The 22340-nt window shown below is 52.3% G+C and carries 21 protein-coding genes; 11 read left to right on the forward strand and 10 right to left on the reverse strand.

Annotated features, from left to right (window positions below):
* Positions 1–78: 78 nt before the first annotated feature.
* The 5 genes from LVQ79_RS08395 to LVQ79_RS08415 form a co-directional block, all read right to left on the reverse strand.
* On the reverse strand, positions 79–312 hold the full coding sequence (locus LVQ79_RS08395; RefSeq protein ID WP_232864590.1) for a YgdI/YgdR family lipoprotein: 234 nt from the start codon (positions 310–312) through the stop codon (positions 79–81).
* Between the two features lie 164 nt (positions 313–476).
* Positions 477–3701 (reverse strand): carbamoyl-phosphate synthase large subunit, encoded by a 3225-nt coding sequence (gene carB, locus LVQ79_RS08400; protein WP_232864591.1) that lies wholly within the window; start codon positions 3699–3701, stop codon positions 477–479.
* An 18-nt stretch (positions 3702–3719) separates the two neighbouring features.
* Complete coding sequence (gene carA / locus LVQ79_RS08405) at positions 3720–4880, reverse strand: glutamine-hydrolyzing carbamoyl-phosphate synthase small subunit (RefSeq protein WP_232864592.1); 1161 nt, start codon at positions 4878–4880, stop codon at positions 3720–3722.
* A gap of 466 nt (positions 4881–5346) precedes the next feature.
* Complete coding sequence (dapB, locus tag LVQ79_RS08410) at positions 5347–6168, reverse strand: 4-hydroxy-tetrahydrodipicolinate reductase (RefSeq protein WP_064513762.1); 822 nt, start codon at positions 6166–6168, stop codon at positions 5347–5349.
* A 169-nt stretch (positions 6169–6337) separates the two neighbouring features.
* A complete protein-coding gene (locus LVQ79_RS08415; protein ID WP_154150689.1) occupies positions 6338–7345 on the reverse strand; it encodes a LacI family DNA-binding transcriptional regulator in 1008 nt (335 codons plus the stop codon).
* A gap of 198 nt (positions 7346–7543) precedes the next feature.
* Between LVQ79_RS08415 and LVQ79_RS08420 the strand changes: the two genes are divergently transcribed.
* Genes LVQ79_RS08420 through LVQ79_RS08440 form a run of 5 tightly spaced genes read left to right on the forward strand, consistent with a single transcriptional unit; the run spans position 7544 to position 11853 of the window.
* Positions 7544–9292: a class I mannose-6-phosphate isomerase gene (locus LVQ79_RS08420; RefSeq protein ID WP_232864593.1), complete on the forward strand. Its 1749-nt coding sequence runs from the start codon at positions 7544–7546 to the stop codon at positions 9290–9292.
* A 4-nt stretch (positions 9293–9296) separates the two neighbouring features.
* A complete protein-coding gene (locus LVQ79_RS08425; RefSeq protein WP_064513769.1) occupies positions 9297–9725 on the forward strand; it encodes a PTS sugar transporter subunit IIA in 429 nt (142 codons plus the stop codon).
* 9 nt (positions 9726–9734) lie between these two features.
* Positions 9735–10229, forward strand: coding sequence for a PTS sugar transporter subunit IIB (locus tag LVQ79_RS08430; protein ID WP_151993114.1), 495 nt, complete (start codon positions 9735–9737; stop codon positions 10227–10229).
* An 11-nt stretch (positions 10230–10240) separates the two neighbouring features.
* Positions 10241–11038, forward strand: a complete 798-nt coding sequence (locus LVQ79_RS08435; protein WP_232864594.1) for a PTS mannose/fructose/sorbose/N-acetylgalactosamine transporter subunit IIC — start codon at positions 10241–10243, stop codon at positions 11036–11038.
* The gene (locus LVQ79_RS08440) at positions 11038–11853 is read left to right on the forward strand and encodes a PTS system mannose/fructose/sorbose family transporter subunit IID (RefSeq protein ID WP_232864595.1); all 816 of its coding nucleotides are present in this window, start codon (positions 11038–11040) and stop codon (positions 11851–11853) included. Before LVQ79_RS08435 ends, LVQ79_RS08440 begins: the two co-directional genes overlap by 1 nt.
* 81 nt (positions 11854–11934) lie before the next feature.
* Here LVQ79_RS08440 and LVQ79_RS08445 read toward each other — a convergent pair whose 3' ends face one another.
* The 3 genes from LVQ79_RS08445 to rihC form a co-directional block, all read right to left on the reverse strand.
* Positions 11935–12717, reverse strand: coding sequence for a glucose-6-phosphate isomerase family protein (locus LVQ79_RS08445; RefSeq protein WP_232864596.1), 783 nt, complete (start codon positions 12715–12717; stop codon positions 11935–11937).
* Positions 12710–13273, reverse strand: a complete 564-nt coding sequence (locus LVQ79_RS08450; RefSeq protein ID WP_232864597.1) for a glucose-6-phosphate isomerase family protein — start codon at positions 13271–13273, stop codon at positions 12710–12712. Before LVQ79_RS08450 ends, LVQ79_RS08445 begins: the two co-directional genes overlap by 8 nt.
* Before the next feature lie 102 nt (positions 13274–13375).
* The gene (rihC, locus tag LVQ79_RS08455; RefSeq protein ID WP_232864598.1) at positions 13376–14293 is read right to left on the reverse strand and encodes a ribonucleoside hydrolase RihC; all 918 of its coding nucleotides are present in this window, start codon (positions 14291–14293) and stop codon (positions 13376–13378) included.
* Between the two features lie 100 nt (positions 14294–14393).
* Here rihC and LVQ79_RS08460 point away from each other — a divergent pair, with 100 nt between their 5' ends.
* The 6 genes from LVQ79_RS08460 to LVQ79_RS08485 all read left to right on the forward strand — a co-directional run bounded on the left by LVQ79_RS08460 (position 14394) and on the right by LVQ79_RS08485 (position 20864).
* Positions 14394–15125: a FadR/GntR family transcriptional regulator gene (locus LVQ79_RS08460; RefSeq protein WP_232864599.1), complete on the forward strand. Its 732-nt coding sequence runs from the start codon at positions 14394–14396 to the stop codon at positions 15123–15125.
* 98 nt (positions 15126–15223) lie between these two features.
* Complete coding sequence (locus LVQ79_RS08465) at positions 15224–16126, forward strand: 2-dehydro-3-deoxygalactonokinase (protein WP_232864600.1); 903 nt, start codon at positions 15224–15226, stop codon at positions 16124–16126.
* On the forward strand, positions 16123–16764 hold the full coding sequence (locus LVQ79_RS08470; protein WP_232864601.1) for a 2-dehydro-3-deoxy-6-phosphogalactonate aldolase: 642 nt from the start codon (positions 16123–16125) through the stop codon (positions 16762–16764). Before LVQ79_RS08465 ends, LVQ79_RS08470 begins: the two co-directional genes overlap by 4 nt.
* A 61-nt stretch (positions 16765–16825) precedes the next feature.
* A complete protein-coding gene (locus tag LVQ79_RS08475) occupies positions 16826–18232 on the forward strand; it encodes an MFS transporter (RefSeq protein ID WP_232864602.1) in 1407 nt (468 codons plus the stop codon).
* A gap of 14 nt (positions 18233–18246) precedes the next feature.
* A complete protein-coding gene (gene ilvD / locus LVQ79_RS08480) occupies positions 18247–19959 on the forward strand; it encodes a dihydroxy-acid dehydratase (protein WP_232864603.1) in 1713 nt (570 codons plus the stop codon).
* Entirely contained in the window at positions 19959–20864 is a 906-nt protein-coding gene (locus tag LVQ79_RS08485) for a dihydrodipicolinate synthase family protein (protein WP_232864604.1), read from the forward strand. The genes ilvD and LVQ79_RS08485 overlap by 1 nt, the downstream gene beginning before the upstream one ends.
* A 71-nt stretch (positions 20865–20935) precedes the next feature.
* On the opposite strand, the gene ispH is transcribed toward LVQ79_RS08485, so the two are convergent.
* Positions 20936–21886: a 4-hydroxy-3-methylbut-2-enyl diphosphate reductase gene (ispH, locus tag LVQ79_RS08490; protein WP_034459385.1), complete on the reverse strand. Its 951-nt coding sequence runs from the start codon at positions 21884–21886 to the stop codon at positions 20936–20938.
* A complete protein-coding gene (fkpB, locus tag LVQ79_RS08495) occupies positions 21867–22337 on the reverse strand; it encodes an FKBP-type peptidyl-prolyl cis-trans isomerase (RefSeq protein WP_034459386.1) in 471 nt (156 codons plus the stop codon). Before fkpB ends, ispH begins: the two co-directional genes overlap by 20 nt.
* Between the last annotated feature and the right edge of the window lie 3 nt (positions 22338–22340).

A 22340-nucleotide genomic window follows, 5' to 3' on the forward strand; every position in this document is an offset into this window, starting at 1 on the left:
CTTTTCTCAAAGAGTGTAGTCAGTAATTCAACAGGCTAATAGTCATAATTCCAGCCGGGCTAAGTGGGAAGACCTGGATTAATTATCCAGTTCGCCCATGGATTTAACCTGGTCACGGTTGATCTGCTCGGTCTTGCCGGTTTCGGCATTTTTGTAAGAGACCAGGCCTGTGTCGTCGTCAACCTGCGGCTTGCCGTCGGTGACAATGGTTTTGCCATCGCTGGTTTTTACTGCCTGGTTAGACGAACAGCCTGCCACGGTAACCATGGTTGCAGCCGCGAATATGGACGCCAGCAGAATTTTGTTTTTCATGTTGTTCTCCCTGTTTGTAGTCATTTCTCATCTTCAGACTAAAAACATTAGCAGGATTTTCCGGCTTCGCTGGAAAATACAGAACACTCTGAAGTGTCGACCACCACAAACATCAGACGAAAAAAAACCCGCGCGAAGCGGGTTTCAAAAGTATCGAGAAGCGATTACTTAGTGATTTGCGCGTGCATTTCCTGCACTGAAATCACTTTTTCAGTCGCGTCAGAGTTCAGCGCCATCGCGGTAGCAAAACCACCGTTCAGCGTGGTGTCGTAGTGCACTTTGTATTGCAGTGCGCTACGGCGAATCAGCTTGGAATCCTCAATCGCCTGACGACCAGCTGTGGTGTTGATGATATAGGTATATTCGCCATTCTTGATACGGTCCTGAATGTGCGGACGACCTTCATGCACCTTGTTCACCAGACGCGGGTTAATGCCAGCTTCACCCAACACAACCGCAGTACCGTGAGTCGCATCCAGTTCGAAGCCCTGCTTCAACAATTTAGCCGCCAGGTCTACCACACGTTTTTTGTCGCCTTCGCGAACAGACAGCAGTGCGCGGCCTGGTTTACGCATGGTGGACTGGCTACCCAGCATCGCTTTGGAGAAAGCTTCTGCGAAGGTGCGGCCCACGCCCATCACTTCACCGGTAGAGCGCATTTCTGGCCCTAACAGTGGGTCAACGCCCGGGAACTTGTTGAACGGCAGAACTACTTCTTTTACCGAGTAATACGGTGGAATGATTTCTTTGGTCATGCCCTGCTGTACAAGGGTTTGCCCAACCATCACTCGCGCCGCCACTTTAGCCAGTGCCATGCCGGTTGCTTTAGAGACAAACGGTACGGTACGCGCAGCACGTGGGTTAACTTCAATCAAGTAGACTTCGTTATCTTTCACCGCAAACTGCACGTTCATCAAACCGCGAACTTGCAGTTCGAAAGCCAGTTTCTGCACCTGCTGGCGCATCACGTCCTGGATTTCCTGGCTCAGCGTGTAAGCTGGCAGAGAACATGCCGAGTCACCGGAGTGAACGCCTGCCTGTTCGATGTGCTCCATGATGCCGCCAATCAGCACGGTTTCACCGTCGCAAATCGCATCGACATCCACTTCTACCGCATCGTCAAGGAAGCGGTCGAGCAGCACTGGTGCATCGTTAGAGACACTTACCGCTGTCTGGAAGTAACGGCGAAGGTCGATTTCGTCATAAACGATTTCCATCGCGCGACCGCCCAGAACGTAGGATGGGCGAACCACCAGCGGGTAACCAATGTGTGCTGCTTTTTCTACCGCCATTTCGATAGTGGTAACGGTGGCGTTGGCAGGCTGTTTCAACTTCAGGCGGTCAACTGCGTGCTGGAAACGCTCACGGTCTTCTGCGCGGTCAATCGCGTCAGGGCTGGTGCCGATAATCGGAACACCTGCTGCTTCCAGTTCACGTGCCAGTTTCAGCGGAGTCTGGCCGCCGTACTGCACGATAACGCCTTTAGGTTTCTCAACGCGGACGATTTCCAGCACGTCTTCGAAGGTTACTGGCTCGAAGTACAGGCGGTCTGAAGTGTCGTAGTCGGTAGAAACGGTTTCCGGGTTACAGTTAACCATGATGGTTTCGTAACCATCTTCACGCAGCGCCAGAGAGGCGTGTACGCAGCAGTAGTCAAACTCGATACCCTGGCCGATACGGTTTGGACCACCGCCCAGCACCATGATTTTGTCACGGTCGTTGTTCGGGTTAGCTTCGCACTCATCTTCATAAGTGGAGTACATGTACGCGGTGTCAGTTGAGAACTCCGCCGCACAGGTATCAACACGCTTATAAACCGGGTGCAGTTTATATTGCTCACGCAGTTTGCGGATTTCAGATTCGCGAACGCCAGCCAGTTTCGCCAGGCGCGCATCGGCAAAGCCTTTGCGTTTGAGCATACGCAGGAAGTCGTAGTCCAGGCCGGTGATACCGATCTCTTCAACTTTCTCTTCCAGGCGAACCAGCTCTTCGATTTGCACCAGGAACCAGCGGTCGATGTTGGTCAGGTTGAACACGCCGTCAACGGACAGGCCTGCACGGAAGGCATCAGCCACGTACCAGATACGCTCAGCGCCTGCGTCTTTCAGCTCGCGGCGAATTTTGGTCAGCGCTTCCGGGTCATCCAGATTCACTTTCGGGTCAAAACCAGTTGCGCCCACTTCCAGGCCGCGCAAGGCTTTTTGCAGTGATTCCTGTTGTGTGCGGCCAATCGCCATCACTTCACCAACAGATTTCATCTGCGTGGTCAGGCGGTCGTTCGCGCCGACGAATTTCTCAAAGTTAAAGCGAGGAATTTTAGTCACAACGTAGTCGATGGATGGCTCGAACGACGCTGGCGTTTTGCCACCGGTGATGTCGTTCATCAGTTCATCGAGGGTATAACCGACAGCCAGTTTCGCTGCCACTTTCGCAATCGGGAAGCCGGTTGCTTTAGAAGCCAGCGCAGAAGAGCGCGACACGCGCGGGTTCATCTCGATAACAATCAAACGGCCAGTTTTCGGGTTAACCGAGAACTGCACGTTGGAACCGCCAGTTTCTACGCCGATTTCACGCAGAACCGCCATCGAGGCGTTACGCATGATTTGGTATTCTTTGTCGGTCAGCGTTTGCGCTGGCGCAACAGTGATGGAGTCACCGGTGTGGATGCCCATCGGGTCGAGGTTTTCGATAGAGCAGACGATGATGCAGTTGTCGTTTTTATCACGCACAACTTCCATTTCGTACTCTTTCCAACCGATCAGCGATTCGTCAATCAGCAGCTCTTTGGTTGGCGAAAGATCCAGACCACGCTCGCAGATTTCTTCGAACTCTTCACGGTTGTAAGCGATACCGCCGCCGGTGCCACCCATGGTGAATGAAGGGCGGATGATGCACGGATAACCCACGTCAGCCGCAACCGCCAGCGCTTCTTCCATGTTGTGAGCAATACCAGAACGCGCAGTATCAAGGCCGATTTTTTTCATCGCCACGTCGAAACGGCGGCGGTCTTCAGCTTTATCTATCGCATCAGCGGTAGCACCAATCATGGTGACGCCGAATTCTGCCAGCACGCCTTCACGTTCCAGTTCCAGTGCACAGTTCAGTGCAGTCTGGCCGCCCATGGTTGGCAGAACCGCATCCGGGCGCTCTTTCTCAATGATTTTGCGAACCACTTCCCAGTGAATCGGCTCGATGTAAGTCGCATCAGCCATTTCCGGGTCGGTCATAATCGTTGCCGGGTTGGAGTTCACCAGAATGACACGGTAACCCTCTTCACGCAGCGCTTTACACGCCTGAGCACCGGAGTAGTCGAACTCACACGCCTGGCCGATAACAATTGGGCCTGCGCCGAGGATCAGGATGCTTTTTATATCTGTACGTTTTGGCATTTTCTTAGCTCCTGATACTTACTTGCTATTAAGAGTGGCGGTAGAACGGTAGTGCTTAATCAATTCGACAAAGTGGTCAAACAACGGTGCCGCATCGTGTGGACCCGGGCTTGCTTCAGGGTGGCCCTGGAAACTAAATGCCGCTTTATCGGTACGATGGATGCCTTGCAGCGTGCCATCGAACAATGACTTATGGGTCACGCGCAGGTTCGCCGGAAGTGTTGATTCCTCTACCGCAAAACCGTGGTTCTGGGCAGTAATCATCACGCAATCGCGATCCAAATCTTTAACCGGGTGGTTACCACCGTGGTGACCAAACTTCATCTTCACGGTTTTCGCGCCGCTTGCCAGAGCCAGCAACTGGTGGCCTAAGCAGATACCGAATACCGGCACGTCGGTTTCCAGGAAGGATTTGATTGCGCTGATAGCGTAATCACACGGTGCCGGGTCACCTGGGCCGTTAGAAAGGAAGATGCCGTCTGGGTTCATCTTCAGCACTTCTTCTGCTGGCGTTTGTGCTGGAACTACTGTCAGGCGGCAACCGCGGTCAACCAACATGCGCAGAATGTTGCGCTTCACGCCGTAATCGTAAGCCACGACATGGAATGGTAAGTCTTCTTCTTTAGCCGCTTCAGGTAATTCGCCTTCCAGCGTCCAGCTGCCTTGCTGCCAGGCATAAGCTTCCTGAGTGGTCACTTCTTTCGCCAGATCCATGCCGTTAAGGCCAGGGAAGGCTTTCGCTTTTTCCAGCGCCAGTGCCGCGTCCAGGTTATCACCGGCAATAATGCAGCCGTTCTGTGCACCTTTCTCACGCAGGATTCGGGTCAGCTTACGGGTATCGATATCGGCGATGGCCACAATGTTATGGCGCTTAAGGTAGGAAGAAAGGTCTTCGGTATTGCGGTAGTTGCTGGCAATCAGTGGTAGGTCACGGATAACGAGGCCTTGCGCATGTACCTGGGAGGATTCTTCGTCAGCAGCATTGGTGCCGACATTTCCGATATGAGGATAAGTAAGAGTGACAATCTGGCGGGAGTAGGAAGGATCAGTGAGGATTTCTTGATAACCGGTCAAAGAGGTGTTGAAAACGACTTCCCCAATGGCCGAACCCGATGCCCCAATGGCCCGACCGTGGAATTGGGTTCCGTCTTCCAGAACCAATATTGCTGACTTAATCAAAACGCCCTCCAGGGAATAAACAGTCAATTTATTTGCATATTAATTCAAAACGAATTCAGGAATCAATGCAAAACAGCCTGTCATTTGGATTTTTGACAAACGGCGGCATTCTAGTGAGCGGCCGGGCAAAAGTCTACCATAAGCGCAACTTTTTATGTGTTTTTTAGCGCTCTGATGTAAAAAAGAGGAATTGACCGGTGAAATCAACAGCTAACTTACAGTGCGTAATCGGTTGCGGGCCAGGATGAATGGGAATCTAATTACAAGAAGGTAAAAAGTGGACCAAATGGTCAAAAATGATAAAAAAACAACGATAAAAGGGTTATAAAGATATAATTATAAGAATTTCAAATAAATAACTGAAACAAACAACCAAAATAACATTAAATAAAAAGGGCAATAAAATATTGCCCTATCAATCAAGTAATTACGATTGTAATAACCACATCACGATGGGTAATAACGATTACAAACTATTAAGATCAAGGACATCACGCATGTCATAAAGACCACTTTTCATTGCACTCAACCACAATGCAGACTTAACTGCACCATTTGCAAAAGTCATACGACTGGATGCTTTATGGCTGATTTCAATACGCTCGCCGATGTCCGCAAACATCGCCGTATGTTCACCAATAATGTCGCCTGCACGCACTGTGGCAAAACCAATAGTGCCTGGAACGCGCTCGCCGGTGTACCCTTCACGGGAATAGACCGCACACTCTTTTAAGTCTTTATCCATCGCATGAGCAATGGCTTCGCCCATCGCCAGAGCGGTGCCCGATGGAGCATCAACTTTGTGACGATGATGTGCTTCAATGATTTCGATATCGGTATAGTCGCCCATAACTTTGGCGGCTTTTTCCAACAGCTTGAGCATCACGTTCACACCAACGCTAAAGTTGGCGGCAAAGACAATTGGGATCTGTGTTGAAGCGTCAGTAATCGCCTGTTTGCCCGCATCATCAAAACCCGTCGTCCCAATCACCATGCCCTTGCCATGTTGGCGGCAGAAAGCCAGATGGTTCAGCGTACCTTCAGGACGAGTGAAATCGATAAAGACATCGAAGTCGTTGACCACGGCATCCAGACTATCGCTCACGATAACGCCCGTTTTCGCTACACCGGCTAATTCACCTGCATCACTACCAACCAGGGATGACCCTGTACGTTCAAGTGCTGCACCGAGTTTGATGCCATCCAGCTGTAATGCAGCCTGAATCAGTTGTCGCCCCATGCGACCACCCGCACCCGCGATTGCTACACGGACTTGTGATCCATCCATATTCACTCTCTTTTCTATATTAATCTGAATATATAACGTTCTCAGGTTAACCAGCCCGCTCACAAGCCGCCACTCGAAAACACCGATAATAAGAAATTTATGACAAAACGCTGAAGTTATCAGTAAAACCCATCATTCACCTGATAATCAAAAGGTTTTAAATCACCTATTATGCAAACCCACATGACTCCCGCACCACTAGCGTTGGAGGCAGGATGATACGTTTTGGGGGCTCATCGTTACCCTGAATACGGCTAAATAACAGCTCTCCAGCTTTGCGACCAATCTCTTTAGCGGCGACTGAAACTGTCGTCAACGCTGGCTGAACCAAAGATGCTTCGGTAATATCGTCAAAACCTACCAGCGCAAAGTCGATGCCCGGCTGGCGTCCCATTTTACGCAGTGTCTGCATGACGCCGAGTGCCACAATATCCTGATAACAGACAGCGGCCGTGATTTCCGGGTACTGCCGGAATAGCTCTTCAGCCACGCGTGCACCATCACTTTGGCTGGCGAGCGATGAAACCACCCATTCACTTTTCGGTTGGATACGGTGCTCTAGCAGTTTGCTGCTGTAGCCACCGATACGCTGTGCACGGCTAATAGAATTTTCACTACCGCCGATAAATGCAATGTTGCGATGCCCGAGACGCAACAGATGCTGTGTCGCTAACTGAGTGCCCAAAAAGTTATCGGTACCGACAAAATCGAAGTCCACATCGTCCATTGGGCGCACCACCATAATCGCCGGAATATTGCGGCGCTTCAGGGTTTCGAAAAATAGCGGTGGCGTTTCCCGTGCCGCGCACAGCACCATGCCGCACGCGTTATTGCGCATCAGAGAATCGACAAATTTTTGCTGGCGCTCGCCGGACTCTTCACTGTTTGCCAAAAATAGCAGCAGATCGTGGCGTTCCATTTCCTGACTTAGCCCAGCAGTCATTTCACCGTAAAAAGGGTTGGTAATGTCGTGCAGCAACAGTCCGACCTGATTACTGGTGCGATTACGTAAATTGGCTGCCGTTTGGTTATACACGTATCCCAGATCATCCAGTGCTTTCAGCACACGGGTTCGAGTGGCGTCAGAAATTCTGCCCCGATTACGCAACACCATTGAAACGGTAGCAGTTGAAACTTCGGCCTGCTTTGCGACTTGGGCAAGGGTTACGGTGCTCATTAGCACTCCTTGGTATTTAGCAATGATTCTCAGATTAATCGAATAACCAAAAAATTGCATATATCCATGTGAAAGCCATCACAGATAACTCAACTTCAGGCGACATCTTGCTAAAAGTGGTGGGTTAATCGCGTTTACCACCCTGTTCAAAGTCGGTTAATCGATTAATCTTAATTCATTAAGAACAGGGAGAAGAATATGCATCCGGCATCATACGAAAAGTATCCCGAAGTCAGCGTTTCGGGGTTTGACGATCACGCATGGCAGGGTTGGGCCGCTATCCAACAAGCCGTCAGCAAACAACTTGCTCGCTCGGGAAAAACCGTGTTGGTTATTGACTGCTACCCGGGCGTTCAACTCGAAGAGATTCACGCGCAACTCATTGCACAACTCAACCCAACGCTCACCATTAATGCCGAATCCGCGCGCTTAAGTGAACAACATCTGCATGATTTGCTGGCACGCAACCTGACGGATGACCGGGTGTTTGGCGTACTCTCATGCCATGAATTAAATGAGTTTCTTTGCCCGGAAAAACTAGCCGCCGCGCAGCTTGAGGTCGCTGAAATAACCGAAGGATTGGTCGTGGTCTACGGCCCCGGCGCGGCACTGATTCATTCAGGTGATGTGCTGGTGTATGCGGATCTGGCGCGCTGGGAAATCCAGCAGCGTTTTCGCCGTGGTGAACTGGGTAACTGGGGCGCGAATAACACAAATGAAGATATTCTGCGCCGCTACAAACGCGCCTTTTTCATTGAGTGGCGTGTGTTTGATCGCCATAAAACGCCACTTCTGAAGCGCGCGGATTTCCTGCTCGATACCAATAATGCCGCACAACCGGCGATGGTGAGCGGAGATGCGTTGCGCCATGGCCTGCAACAAACCACGCAACAACCGTTCCGCGTAGTGCCATTCTTCGACCCTGGAGTCTGGGGCGGGCAATGGATGAAAGACAAATTCGATCTCGATCCCTCAAAGCCAAATTACGCATGGTGTTTTGACTGTGTGCCCGAGGAGAACAGCCTGTTACTGCGTTTTGGTGATGTGCGGATCGAGATCCCCTCTCAGGATCTGGTGTTGCTCTACCCTCGCCCGCTGCTTGGCGAGCGTGTTCATGCCCGTTTTGGTGCGGAATTCCCGATCCGCTTCGACTTCCTCGATACCATCGGCGGGCAGAATTTAAGCTTCCAGGTTCACCCGATTACCGAATACATCCAGCAGCATTTCGGCATGCATTACACCCAGGATGAGAGCTATTACATGCTGGAAGCCGAGCCTGGTGCGCAAGTGTATCTGGGGACCAAAACAGGCATCAATCCACAGGAAATGCTCGACGATCTTGCTTGTGCGCAGCGGGGCGAAAAAGCGTTTGATGATGAGAAATTCGTTAACCGTTTCCCGGCACGTAAACACGATCATTTCCTGATCCCGGCAGGCACTGTTCACTGCTCTGGATCCGGTGCAATGGTGCTGGAGATCAGCGCCACGCCGTTCATTTTCACCTTCAAATTGTGGGACTGGGGGCGCCTCGGTCTGGATGGTCTGCCACGTCCGGTGCATCTTGAACACGGTGCACAAGTGATTGACTGGCAACGTGATACGCAATGGGTCACCGAGCATCTGGTGAATCATTTCGAGCCTATCGCGGAAGGTGATGGCTGGCGCGAAGAACGTACGGGTCTACATGAACGTGAGTTTATCGAAACCCGCCGCCATTGGTTTACGCAACCTGTCACGCACCACACTCATGGTGGCGTAAACGTACTGAATCTGGTGGAAGGCAGTGAAGCGCTGGTTGAAAGCCCGAGCGGCGCATTCGAACCCTTTGTGGTGCATTACGCCGAAACCTTCATTGTTCCGGCGGCGGTCGGCGAATATCGCATTTCCCCATACGGCAGCAGTGTAGGTCAACAGCTCGCCACCATGAAAGCCTGGGTAAGAGGATAACAAGATGATCAACGTCATTCTGGCAACACATGGCTCGCTTGCCGAAGCACTACTGGCCGGTAGCAAAATGGTTTATGGAGAATTGCCGCATGTATTCCCGGTGATGCTAACGGAGAACAAGGGCATCAATAGTTTTGGCGATGAGTTTGCTGCGGTGCTGAAACAGGCCGCCAAAGATGCTGATGGCGTGCTGGTGCTGTGCGATTTGCAAAGCGGCACGCCTTGGAATATTGCCTGCCACCATGCGTTCGATCCGCAAACGCAGCCGCCAATGGCAGTGTTGGGAGGTGTTAATTTCCCCATGCTATTGCTGAGCGATGAAATAAAAGATCTGACCGATGTAGCCCAAGCGGCAGCGGTTTTACTGGAAGAATCGCGTGACTCGCTGGTTCAGGCCCAACTGGCTGAAACCACACAATCTGATGATTTCTAAGGGGCAACGATGAGTATTTCTTTTGTACGCATTGACGATCGGGTGATCCACGGCCAGTTGATCACCCGCTGGGCAAAAGAGTTGCCGTGCGATGGGATCATCGCCATTGATGACGCTGTCGCCGCCGATCCGTTGTTGTCTTCGGTGATGAAAGGTGCGGTGCAGGATACCAAAGTCTGGTTATTTGATACCGCCACCGCGATTGAAAAACTGCCGAAGATCATCGCCAGTGAGAAGCATTATTTCGTGATTGGTAAATCTCCGGTGACGCTAAAACGCATTGAAGAAGCGGGAATCAGCCTGCAAAACAGCAATAAGAAAATCAACGTTGGCCCGATGAGCGCACGAGCCACTACCACCACCATTGGCCCGAATCAGTCTGTGAATCCGGAAGAGATAGCGGCGTTCGACTATCTCTCGCTGCGCGGGCACCAGATTGAATTTCGACTGGTACCCGACGCCAGCAGTTACAGCTGGCAAGATGCTCGACAAAAACTCAAATAAAGGAGTGCATTATGGCTTTCGAAGCAGCTCTAATCGGCATTCTCTGTTACCTCGGTGCGCTTAGTAGCCCATGGCTACTGGGGTTGACCGGCGGCTGGTATCTGATTACCCGCCCACTGGTTTCAGGGATGCTGGTAGGTTTTATTCTCGGCGATGTGCAAACCGGGATTATCATCGGCGTGGCGGTTCAAGCCGTGTATATCGCCATGGTAACCCCCGGTGGTTCTATGCCTGCGGATCTCAACTTTGTGGCCTTCCCGGCTATTGCACTGGGCATTCTTTCCAATAAAGGCCCGGAAGTGGCTGTAGCGTTAGCTGCCACTATCGGCATTGCGGGCACCGTGTTATTCAACGCCATGATGGTGCTCAATTCCTGGTGGAACCACCGTGCGGATATCGCGCTGGAAAAGGGCGACGAGCGCGGCGTGTATCTCAACAGCGCAATCTGGCCGCAAGCCACCAACTTCCTGATGCGTTTTATTCCAACGTTTATCGCGGTCTATTTCGGCGCGCAGTACATCAATGCCTTTATGGACAGCCTGCCACACATCGTTCTTTCCACCATGAACGTATTGGGCGGGATTCTGCCAGCTGTCGGTATCGCCATTCTGCTTAAACAAATAATCAAGAATTACAGCATGTTGATTTACTTCCTGGTGGGGTTTATCTGCATTGTTTTCCTGAAACTAAACATGGTGGCGCTGGTGATTGTCGGCGCGTTGCTGGCACTGATTCACTACAACTACAAACCCGAGCCGCAGGCTGAACGTGTGGCCTCCACGCCCGCTGATGATGAGGATGAATTCTGATGGAAGAACGTAAACTCACTCGCCAGGATCTGCGCAGTTGCTGGCGTAGTTGGATGATGTACAACCTCTCCTCAATGAGCTTTGAGCGCCTGGAGTCATTCGGCTTTTGCTTGAGTATGTTGCCGGTGGCGAAGAAGCTGTATCCCGATCCAGAACAACGCAAAGAGATGCTCAAACGCCACGCGTCGTTCTATAACACCGAGCCGCAGTTGGGTGCGATAGTCAACGGCATGGTGCTGGGTCTTGAGGAGAAACGCGCCAACGGTGAGCCAATCGACGGCGAAACGATCAACACCCTGAAAGTGGGACTGATGGGTCCAGTGGCTGGGATTGGCGATTCAATGATTCCGGGGATGTTAATCCCGATTCTGCTGAGTATCGGTATGGCGCTGGCGGCGGGAGGGAATATCCTCGGGCCACTGTTTTACTGTGTAGCATGGCTGGCAATTATCATTCCTGGCTCGTGGTTCCTGTTCCTGAAAGGCTACCGCATGGGGTCGACGTCCGTTGAGATGCTGGTGAGCAGCAAATCGACTCGCCTGCGTGAAGCGCTATCGTTGCTCGGCGTATTTGTGATGGGCGGCGTGGCGGCAAGTTACGTGAAGCTTGGCACCGGACTGGAGTTTGTCACCAAAGATGGTGTGAATATCCATGTGCAACAAATGTTGGATGGAATTTTCCCGAACCTGTTGCCGCTGTTAGTGGTGATTGGTACCTGGTATTTGATGGCAAAACGCGGCGTGTCACCGGTGAAAGCAATGTTGTTGTTATTGGTGTTGGCGGCGGCGGGTGTGGCTGTGGGGCTGTTCTCGTAAAACATGGTGGATGACGCTGCGCTTATCCCCCCTACGACACCAAACTCGTAGGTCGGGTAAGCGCAGCGTCACCCGACTTTTTTAAGGATGGAACCCCACCCATTTCCCGCTCACCATTCCCGGCTTTGAAATAAACTGAAAACGCGCCGGATCATCAATAAATTGTTGATACAGCGGCGCATCGGTAATCCCAAACTCGGTATATTGGCGCGGCGAGGTCACCTGTAAACGCCCCGGCATATAACGGCGATTATGCTGCCAGGCAATATGCTCATCTTGCAAAAGCGGATACCACGCCAGCCCTTTGTATGCCCGCACAGCTTCGTATTCAAATCCATATTCCCGGTCGCACCAGGCACCAAACGTCAGTGGTTCATCAGGTGATGCAGAGATAGTGGCATGCGCCCAACCCGGCGGCACCAGCACTTTTTCGCCAGGCCCGGCCACGATTGCAAAGCAGCGGCCGGGATCGTCGGCAACATATTCCTGCATGTAAATAATCGCTTTGCCCTGCCAGATTTCATATAGCTCTGGCGGCGACCAGCCACTATGCGCACTAATTCGATGAATATGCCCCTGGCTGCGGACAGGTTCATCGCCCAACCGCCCGGAAGCGTAAGTCACCACACCAAACAGTAACATCCGTTTTTTAAGTTCTTCTCTGTCCTGCAATCGAGCAACATCCATAACGATCGCGTAAACATCTTCCGGCCCCTGGCACAAAGGATCACGCAATGAAGCACGGATCTGATCGAGTTTACGGATCTCCGGCACCGGCCCAATTACCTCTTCACCGTAGCTAAAACCCATTGGCTGGTGATGGACCTGCATATCCAACCCATAATTGAGGAGTGGCTCAGCCATTTTGCACCTCCTTCGCCTGAATTTTGCCATCCTGCTCTACAACGCGTAGCGCAAAGCCTTTTGCCAACGAGGCATAATCATGCCCGGCAATGGTTGGCCAGACTGCCAGTGCTGAAAGAATTTCCGTTCCGGTGTTGATTAGACGATGTGCGGTAAAACCTGGAATGATGTGGACAGAGCCTGGGAATACTTGCTCCAGCCTCGCCTCACCTTGCTCAGTTTGTAGTAGCAACAGGCCACTTCCACGCAGGCCAAAGTAAACCTCACCTTGCTCGCGCCGTTGATGAAAATGCCCCCTGGTCATGTAAAATTCGTCGCCAACACGCCCCGGATTCAGATGCGTGGTTCCCACATAAAGCTCGCCGTCACCTTGCGCTGAACTCAGCATTTCAACCTGGTAAATTGGCGTTTTTGAAGGGATCGCCCGCCAGGCGGTTTGATCGTGAAATATGCCAGCCAGATCCCCGCTATGCGTGACCTTAGTAATGATATTTTCAGCCGTGAAATGGCCGTTAGCGAACGCCACGCCAGGTGGCATAAAGAAAGGAATAGTCATGTTGTTTCTCCGGCCCAAGGAGAACTGCAAAATTAGCATAGCAGGTTAATCGATTAACCGCTTAATCAGACCGGAGAAAGTCGATCTATGTCGCGCAAATTCTCAGGGTGCCAACGCCAGGACTTGCGCCACCCATGCCCGAAAACCATCGACATCCAAATCCAGCGCAACCTGTGCATTGGGTTGCCGTTCAAAGCGACCTTCGATATCTACAACAGTCGTGCCAGAAGTGAATTCTCCGTGGGTTTCAACGGCCACAAAACAGGGCTTCACACCGAACAACTCAGGCTTCACCAACCAGGCAATGGCGCATAAATCATGCATCCGCAAACCTGTCGCCATGCTGCCGCTGCGGTAATGACTAAATAGCGCGTGTAGCATTTTTCCGGTTTGGTTAAGAGATGGAAGCTGCTCTAAATATGCCGGGCTTAACATCGCTTTATTGGTGACATCCAGGCCGCACATCACAATTTCCACCCCACTTTCGAACACCCTTGCGGCAGCTTCTGGATCAATGGCGATATTAAACTCGGCGTTTGGTGTGAAGTTTCCGCGCCCCGCCGATCCACCCATGATCACCAGTCGTTTGATTTTCGCTTTGCATTGCGGGTATTGAGTGAGCAGCAGTGCAATATTAGTCAACGGCCCGATCGCCACCAGCGTGATAGGTTCAGGGCTTGCGTTCAGGCACTCATAAATAGCCTGAAAAGCGGGTTTATCCAGCGGCTGGCGTTGGTGGTCAACAAACGCATAACCTTCCATGCCGGACTCGCCGTGAACATAAGCGGCATCACGCAATTTACGCACCAGCGGCGTGGCTGCCCCTTGAGCAACAGGAATATCTTTGTGCCAGAAGTGCATCAGTTGCAGCGCGTTGCGGGTGGTTTTCTCGACGCTGACGTTCCCGGCGACCGTGGTCAGCAATTTCAAATCAAGCTGCGGGGCAAAAAGTGCTGCTGCAATGGCTACGGCGTCGTCGATACCTGGATCGGTGTCGAGAATAATTGGAGTTCTACTCATACATTGCTCTCTTATCTTTTAAGTACATACGGTGCGAATACGGCTCGATTAGCTTACTATGTAGCTCATTTCCATGTTTAGTCACGACCGAGAAAGTGTAATGAAAGTCCCACAGACAAATATTTCTGAATCTGTCACCCAGCACCTTGCACGCCGTATCATGCATGGCGATCTCGCGCCGGGGCTTTCTTTACCAGGTGAAAACGAACTGGCCGTGGAGTATGAAGTCTCCCGCACTTCAGTACGCAATGCCCTCCAGGTGCTTGCCGCAAAAGGGCTTATCTCCATTCAGGCCAAAAAACGCAGCACGGTGAATAGCCGCGAGCAGTGGAGCCTGCTGGATATTGATGTTCTCGGCTGGCTGTCCGAAGGGGAAGTTGACCTAAAGCTGGTTGAACAACTGATTGTGACACGCCTGATTTTCGAGCCAAATGTAGCAACACTCGCGGCATTAAACGCCAACGGACATGATTTGGCAGCGATGGAAGACGCACTCCAGTTGATGCGTAAAGGCCAGCTTGAAGCGCAAAGAGCCTTATTTGAAGAAGGGGATCTGGCATTTCACCATGCGCTGCTGCGTGCCACTCATAATCCTTTCTTACTGGCACTCGGTAATGCACTTTCCGCGGCCATGGAACTCTCTTTCAAACAGACGATTGAGAAAGATGTTCGCCAAACCAAAGCCGCCGTCGATGATCACTTTCAACTGTTTGATGCTATTCGCCTGAAACAAGTCGAAACTGCCCGCCAGCAAATGCGCACCATCTTGTTGAATGCAGCCAAAAAACGCATCTGGCAAGATCGTCCGGAAATGTTCGACCACATTATTTGATCCTCTCCTGATGTAATTTCGATCTCTCTCACAGATTGCGGGTGTTTTTTGCTCTAGCATTCTTGTATTACAAGATTGCGTGGTTTGTATTACTTGAAATGAAAAACAACTGGATCGCCATCGACTGGGGCACGACTAATTTCCGCGCATTTTTGATGCAGGAAAGTGTACAAGTCGCCCACATCAATCAAGCCTGCGGGTTGTTGTCCATTGAACAAGGGCAATTTGCCTGCACGCTGCAAACCTTACTGCAACCGTGGCTTGAGCAGCATGGATCATTGCCCGTCGTGATGGCGGGAATGGTCGGCTCACAGCAAGGCTGGCGGGAAGTACCCTACGCTCCGCTGCCTTGCGACATCGACATTTTAGTCGCCCGAACACTGGCTTTCACCACGCCATGGGGCAGTCCAGCGTGGATTGTGCCTGGCGTACACGGGATGAGCCAATACCACCAGCCCGATGTCATGCGTGGCGAAGAAGTTCAATTACTTGGGCTCGCCGCATTACATGCTGCCGATGAACACCTGGTCTTGCTACCGGGCACTCACAGCAAACACGCGAAGATCGTGAACGGGAAAATCACCGCCTTCTCAACATTTATGAGTGGTGAACTTTTCTCGCTGTTAAGCCAGCACTCAATCCTTGGGCGCGCACTGCCAGAACAGCAAGAAAATGAAGAAGCTTTCTTGCTTGGCGTGGCAACAGCCCTGCGTGATGCACCATTCAGTCACCTGATATTTTCAGCACGAACACGCCGTCTGGCCTTAGAAATCCAGGAATCCCACGTTCACAGCTATCTCTCCGGCCTGGTGATTGGCTATGAACTCAAAGCGCTTCCCGCAGGCCAACACACCTGGGTTGTGGGCAACCCGGCGCTAATAGCTCGGTATCAACTTGCAGCAAACCAGATGGATCTCAATCTGCTATCGGCTGATGGCGACGCCTGCTTCGTGACGGGCCTCAGTCACCTCTTTACTCGACTACAAGGAATGCAAAAATGAGTCCGGAACAATTTATTGCCCGCTGGCAACAAGAGCCTTTACCGTTGATTGCCATTCTGCGCGGTATAACGCCGGAGCAAGCTGTTGAAGCCGCAGAAATTCTGCTTGAGTGCGGTTTCCATTACCTGGAAGTCCCCCTTAATAGCCCTTCTGCACTGAAATCTATTCACCTGATGAGAGATACCGTAGGCAACCGTGGGTATGTCGGTGCGGGCACGGTGTTAAATGTGGAACAAGTGGATAGCGTTGCTGAATGCGGTGGGCAATTGATCATCTCCCCCAACTGTAATCCCGATGTAATTCGCCATTCGGTGAAACGCGGCTTGATAAGTCTCCCTGGCGTCATGACACCAAGCGAGGCTTTTAGCGCCATAGATGCCGGGGCGAGCGCGCTGAAATTATTTCCGGCCGAACATATCACTCCAGTAATAACCAAAGCGTTCCGCGCAGTCGTCCCACGTGAAGTGGCCTGTTTACCCGTAGGTGGCATCCAAGCGGATGCCGCACAAATGCGTAGCTATATTCAGGCAGGAGCCGATGGTTTTGGCCTGGGTGGCGGGTTGTATCAGGCAGGTATGAGCATGGCTGTATTACGTGAACGGGCACAGGCGTATCAGCAAGCCTGGCTTGAGCAATAGAACATTAAATTCCCTACACAATAAAAAAACCTCTTACCCTGAATTTTCTGGAGACAAAAAAATGAACACAGCTCTGGACAACAAACCCACAGCTTCGGCAGCGGAGTCAAAGGTTTATAGCAAGATAACGCGACGCCTGATCCCGTTTTTGATCTTATGTTATTTCTTCGCTTATCTGGACCGCGTTAACGTCGGATTCGCCAAACTACACATGCAAGATGCGCTGAGCTTTAGCGACACAGTATATGGGCTCGGGGCGGGCATCTTCTTTATCGGTTATTTCCTGTTTGAGATGCCAAGTAACTTGCTGATGCAACGTTTCGGGCCGCGTTTCTGGATTGCCCGCATCATGGCAACCTGGGCGGTACTCTCAGCGGGCATGATGTTTGTCACCACGCCGACGCAGTTTTACGTGGTGCGTTTTTTACTCGGCGTGGCAGAGGCCGGTTTCTTCCCTGGCATCGTGTTTTATCTCACGCTGTGGTTCCCATCGTGGCGCTCCGCTCGCACACTGGGGCTGTTTATTCTGGTGACGCCGCTTTCGACCATTATCGGCAGCCCGCTTTCCGGCCTGATCCTCAAACTGTTTGAGGGCGTCGGCAGCCTGCACAACTGGCAGTGGTTATTCCTGGTTGAAGCGATCCCCTCTTTCCTGCTCGCTTTTGTGGTGCTGCGTTATCTCGATAACGACGTGAAGTCGGCGAAATGGTTAAGCGATGCCGAAAAACAGGTCGTCATTAACGATCTGGCAAAAGATGCCGCCAACCGTGAACGAGCCAATAAAGGCAAAGTGGATAGCAGCGTGAGAGGCATGCTGAAAAACGGCTATGTCTGGCTGCTGGCGGTGGTGTTCTTTAGCTTCAACATCGGCTACTACGGCATCAATTTCTGGCTGCCGTCGATCATCAAATCCTCAGGCGTCAGCGACGATTTACATATCGGCCTGCTCGCGGCGCTGCCGTATGTCTTCGGTGCCTGTTTTATGGTGTGGAACAGTCGCCACTCTGACCTGAAACAAGAACGTCGTTGGCACATCGCTATTCCCGCCATGATTGGCTGCGTGGGCCTGGCATTGAGCGCGTATTGCAGCGGCTCCACCTTCTGGATGATGGCGTGGATTTGCGTGGCAATGTCCGGCACCCTGGCATTGATTCCAACCTACATCAGCCTGCCTGGCGCCCTGCTTTCCGGCACGGCAGCAGCCGCAGGTATCGCCTTCGTTAACTCCATCGGCAACCTGGCAGGTTTCTTTGGCCCGACAGTATTGGGATGGCTGAAAGACACTACCGGACGCACCGACACGGGCTTATATATTCTCGCCGCCTTCTTACTGCTGTGCGCGCCACTCATTCTCACCCTGCCAGCACGGCTGGCGAATCCGAAGAAAGTTATCGCTGTACCCGAACAGAGCGGTGAGCAGCTTGATGCTGCCCAACATATCAACGCGACTATTAATCGCAACGTTTAGAAGAGATTGAAACTATGAGTGGATGTGGCGGTGGCGGATGTGCCAGTTGTGGCACGCATTTCAACCCGATCCTCGAAGGTGACGACGGCGCACTGAAACGTGCGCTATACAAATCAATGGGTCATACCGATGAACAACTGCGCAAACCTGTGATTGCCGTAGTAAACAGCTACACCAACGCAACTGCGGGCCATGCCAACCTGAATGAACTAACGGCGAAAGTGCTGGAAGGCATTGATGAAGCCGGTGGCGTGGGCATGGTGTTTGGCACTATTGCCCCTTGCGACGGGATAGCTGAAGGACATTTGGGGATGCGCTATATCCTCGCTGCCCGCGAAGTGATTACCGCGTCGATTGAAGTGATGATGCGCGCCCACCGTTTTGACGGCATGGTGTTACTCGGCTCCTGCGACAAAATCGTTCCGGCGATGTTAATGGCCGCTGCTCGCCTGGATATCCCGGCGATTATGGTTAACGGCGGGCCAATGTACCCGGCTGAATATAAAGGTAAACACTGGGACGGCAATATCGTCACCGAAGCCATTGGCTGGAAAATGCGCGGTGAAATCAGCGAAGAAGAGTTCGCCCACATTGAAAATATCGCCGAACCAGGCCCTGGCTCCTGCACCATGTATGGCACCGCGAACACCATGTGTTGTATCGGCGAAGTGCTGGGCATGAGTTTACCAGGTAGCAGCACGCTGCCTGCTATCTCAAAAGAGCGCCGTGAATGTGCAGTGGAAACCGGTCGTCAGGCCGTCAAACTGGTATTGGATGGCGTTAATGCACGTCAGATCATTACCGCTGAATCCATCCGCAATGCGATGATTTATTTGCTGGCAACGGGCGGTTCGACCAACGCAATTCTGCACTTGCAGGCAATTTATTATGAAGCAGAACTGGGCCATTTGCCGCTGTCTGCTTTTGATGAGTTAAGCCATCAGGTGCCGTTGGTTGCCTCACTTTATCCGGCCTCAGAACACGACATGATCGACTTCTGGGAAGCCGGCGGTGTACAGGCGGTCGAATATGAAATCAGCAAATTGATGGATCTGAATGCGCTGACAGTGGCCGGAAAAACCAAAGCCGAGTTGCTGACCGAAGCAACCCGGAGTTGCCGCCCGGAAGTCATCCATACCTTAGCCATTCCCGTGCGTAACGAGGCCGGTGTTGCCGTGCTGCACGGCAATCTGTCACCACTCGGATGCGTGGTAAAACCTGCCGCAGTCCCGGAAAACCTGATGGTATTCCGCGGCCCTGCAGTGGTGTTTAACAGCGAGCAGGAATCTGTGGAAGCGATCATGTCTGGCCAAATCCAGCCGGGTAGCGTGCTGGTTCTACGCTACGAAGGGCCAAAAGGCGGGCCTGGTATGCCAGAAATGTACAAGCCAATGAAATCACTTGAAGGTATGGGGCTTTCTGATACTTGTGCGTTGATTACTGACGGGCGTTTCTCAGGCTCCAACCGTGGTCTGTTCGTCGGCCATATTTCACCGGAAGCGGTGGATGGTGGCGAATTGGGTCTGGTAGAAGATGGCGATGAAATCTCGATTGATATTCCAACCCGTAGTCTAACTTTGCACGTAGCCGAGGCCGAACTGGCTACGCGTCGTGAAAACTGGAAGCCAGTCGATAAACAAGTTCCACGCGGCTTCCTGCGTTTGTATCGCCGTTGGGCGCTGCCTGCCGCACAAGGTGCAGTGTTGGCTGACCGGGAGGACGACTGATGACTAAGCACTATACCGCGCAGGACATTGGCGGTGTGAACCCGATTGTCGCGATGCCTTTTACCACTAACGGCGAAATTGATGAAGTGAGTTTTGTGCGCCTGCTTGAGCATCTCGCGACGACTGGCGTGCAAGGAGCCACGCTATTTGGTATCGCCAGCGAATTCCCGAAATTGCACGATCAGGAACGTGACCGACTGGCGCAAATGTTTGTCAGTACTCTGGCGGGTAGCCCGCTTTATCGGGCGATGTCAGTAACCGATCACAGCACTGAGCTGGCAGTCAAACGCGCGCGTTACTACGAAAGGTTGGGCGTGGATGCGCTAATGCTGCTGCCGCCATTCTTTCTCAGCCCCAATCCACAGGCGATTCAGGAGCATATTTTTGCCGTGCTGGAAGCGGTCGAGATCCCGGTGATGGTGCAGTACGCGCCGGGCGAAACCGGGCTGCCGATAACGCCTGAACAACTGGCTGTGGTCGCAGACCGCTATCCGCATGCGGTATTCAAAATCGAGTGTAATCCGCCGGTCGACTACACACGCGATTTCCTGAAACTGGCCCCACAGGCCAGCGTGCTCAACGGCTATGCCGGTTTGTACATGCTGCAAATGCTGGCGGCAGGCGGAAAAGGCGTGATGCCGGGTTGTTCTTTTGCTGAGGTATATGTGCGGATTTATCAGCACTGGCAGCGGAGCGGAACAGCACAGTCCGAGGCGCTACATCAGGCGCTGTTACCCTTTATCCAGCGCTGGATGACGCATTGCGAATACATCATTCAGGTTGAGAAAACGATTTTGATGAAACGTGGGATTATCGCAACGGACTATTGCCGCAGGCCTGGCTGGCAACTTTCCAGTGAAGACCATCAGATCATTGATCGCTTCCTGAGTGACTTCCAGCTGTGAGGAGTGAGGCTTGATCAAAAAAGGGGAGCATAAGCTCCCCTTTTGAATTTGGTGTTTGCGATGGATGTCGATTACTCGACTTCTTTCACATCCATACGCAGTTCGCGCGGCACTTCGAAAATGATGTTCTCTTCGCGCCCGACAAGCTCTCGGGTTTCACTGCCGCCTAACTCACGCAAGCGAGCAAGGACGTTTTGCACCAGAATATCTGGTGCGGACGCCCCTGCCGTAACGCCAACACAAACCGCATCTTTAACCCAGGATTCCTGGATATCGGTCGCATCGTCAATCAGATATGCGGCCTTGCCCATGCGTTGTGCAAGCTCTGCAAGACGGTTGGAGTTAGACGAGTTTTTCGAGCCAACCACCAACACCACATCCGCTTCATCAGCCAGTGCTCGCACGGCTTCCTGACGGTTGGTAGTGGCGTAGCAAATGTCGTCTTTACGCGGGCCAATGATTTTCGGGAAGCGTTTACGCAGCGCATCTATCACGTCAGAAGTGTCATCAACAGAGAGCGTGGTCTGCGTCATAAACGACAGTTTGGCTTCGTTTTTCACATCCAGCTTGCTGACATCTTCCGGTGATTCAACCAGATACATGCCACCTTTCGGGTTGCTGTACTGGCCCATGGTGCCTTCCACTTCCGGGTGCCCGGCGTGGCCAATCAGAATGGATTCTTCACCACGACGACTGGCGCGAGCCACTTCCATATGCACTTTAGTCACCAGCGGGCACGTTGCGTCAAACACCGTTAAATCACGGCCTTTGGCTTCATTACGTACTGCCTGGGAAACACCATGTGCGGAGAAAATCAGGATTGCGCCGTCCGGCACTTCGCTGATTTGCTCGATGAAAATCGCCCCGCGTTCGCGCAGGCTATCAACCACATAGCGGTTATGCACCACTTCGTGACGAACGTAAATCGGTGCGCCGTAAATGGCCAGCGCGTTTTCAACAATGCTGATAGCGCGGTCTACCCCGGCACAAAAGCCGCGAGGGTTAGCCAACAGGATCTGCATTCAACGCCTCCAGTACCGGGTCAATTTCCAGTACTTCGATATCAAAATGAATGGTTTGCCCGGCGAGCGGGTGATTGAAGTCAACGGTGATGGAATCGCCATTAACTTCACGCACTACACCTGGCATCTCGCTGCCATCCATTGCGGTGAACAGCATGATCGCCCCTGGCACCGGCTCGCCCGCGTCGATAAATTCGCGGCGCGAGAAATACTGAATCATGTCCGGGCTTGGAATACCAAACGCCGATTCTGGTGCCAGAGAGAACGCTTTTTTGTCCCCTGCTTTTAAGCCGACTAGCTGGTCTTCCATGCCTGGCGACAGTGTTTCGTCACCCAGCGTGAAGAGTGCCGGTTTGCCGTTGTTGCGGGTCGACTCGGCGGTGGAGCCATCTTCGAGTTTCAGCGTGAAATGCACCAAAACTCTGCTATTGGCCTGGATAGACTCAGCCATGGG

The sequence above is a fragment of the Buttiauxella cochleicola genome, assembly GCF_021282405.1.
GTDB classification, from domain to species: Bacteria; Pseudomonadota; Gammaproteobacteria; order Enterobacterales; family Enterobacteriaceae; genus Buttiauxella; species Buttiauxella massiliensis.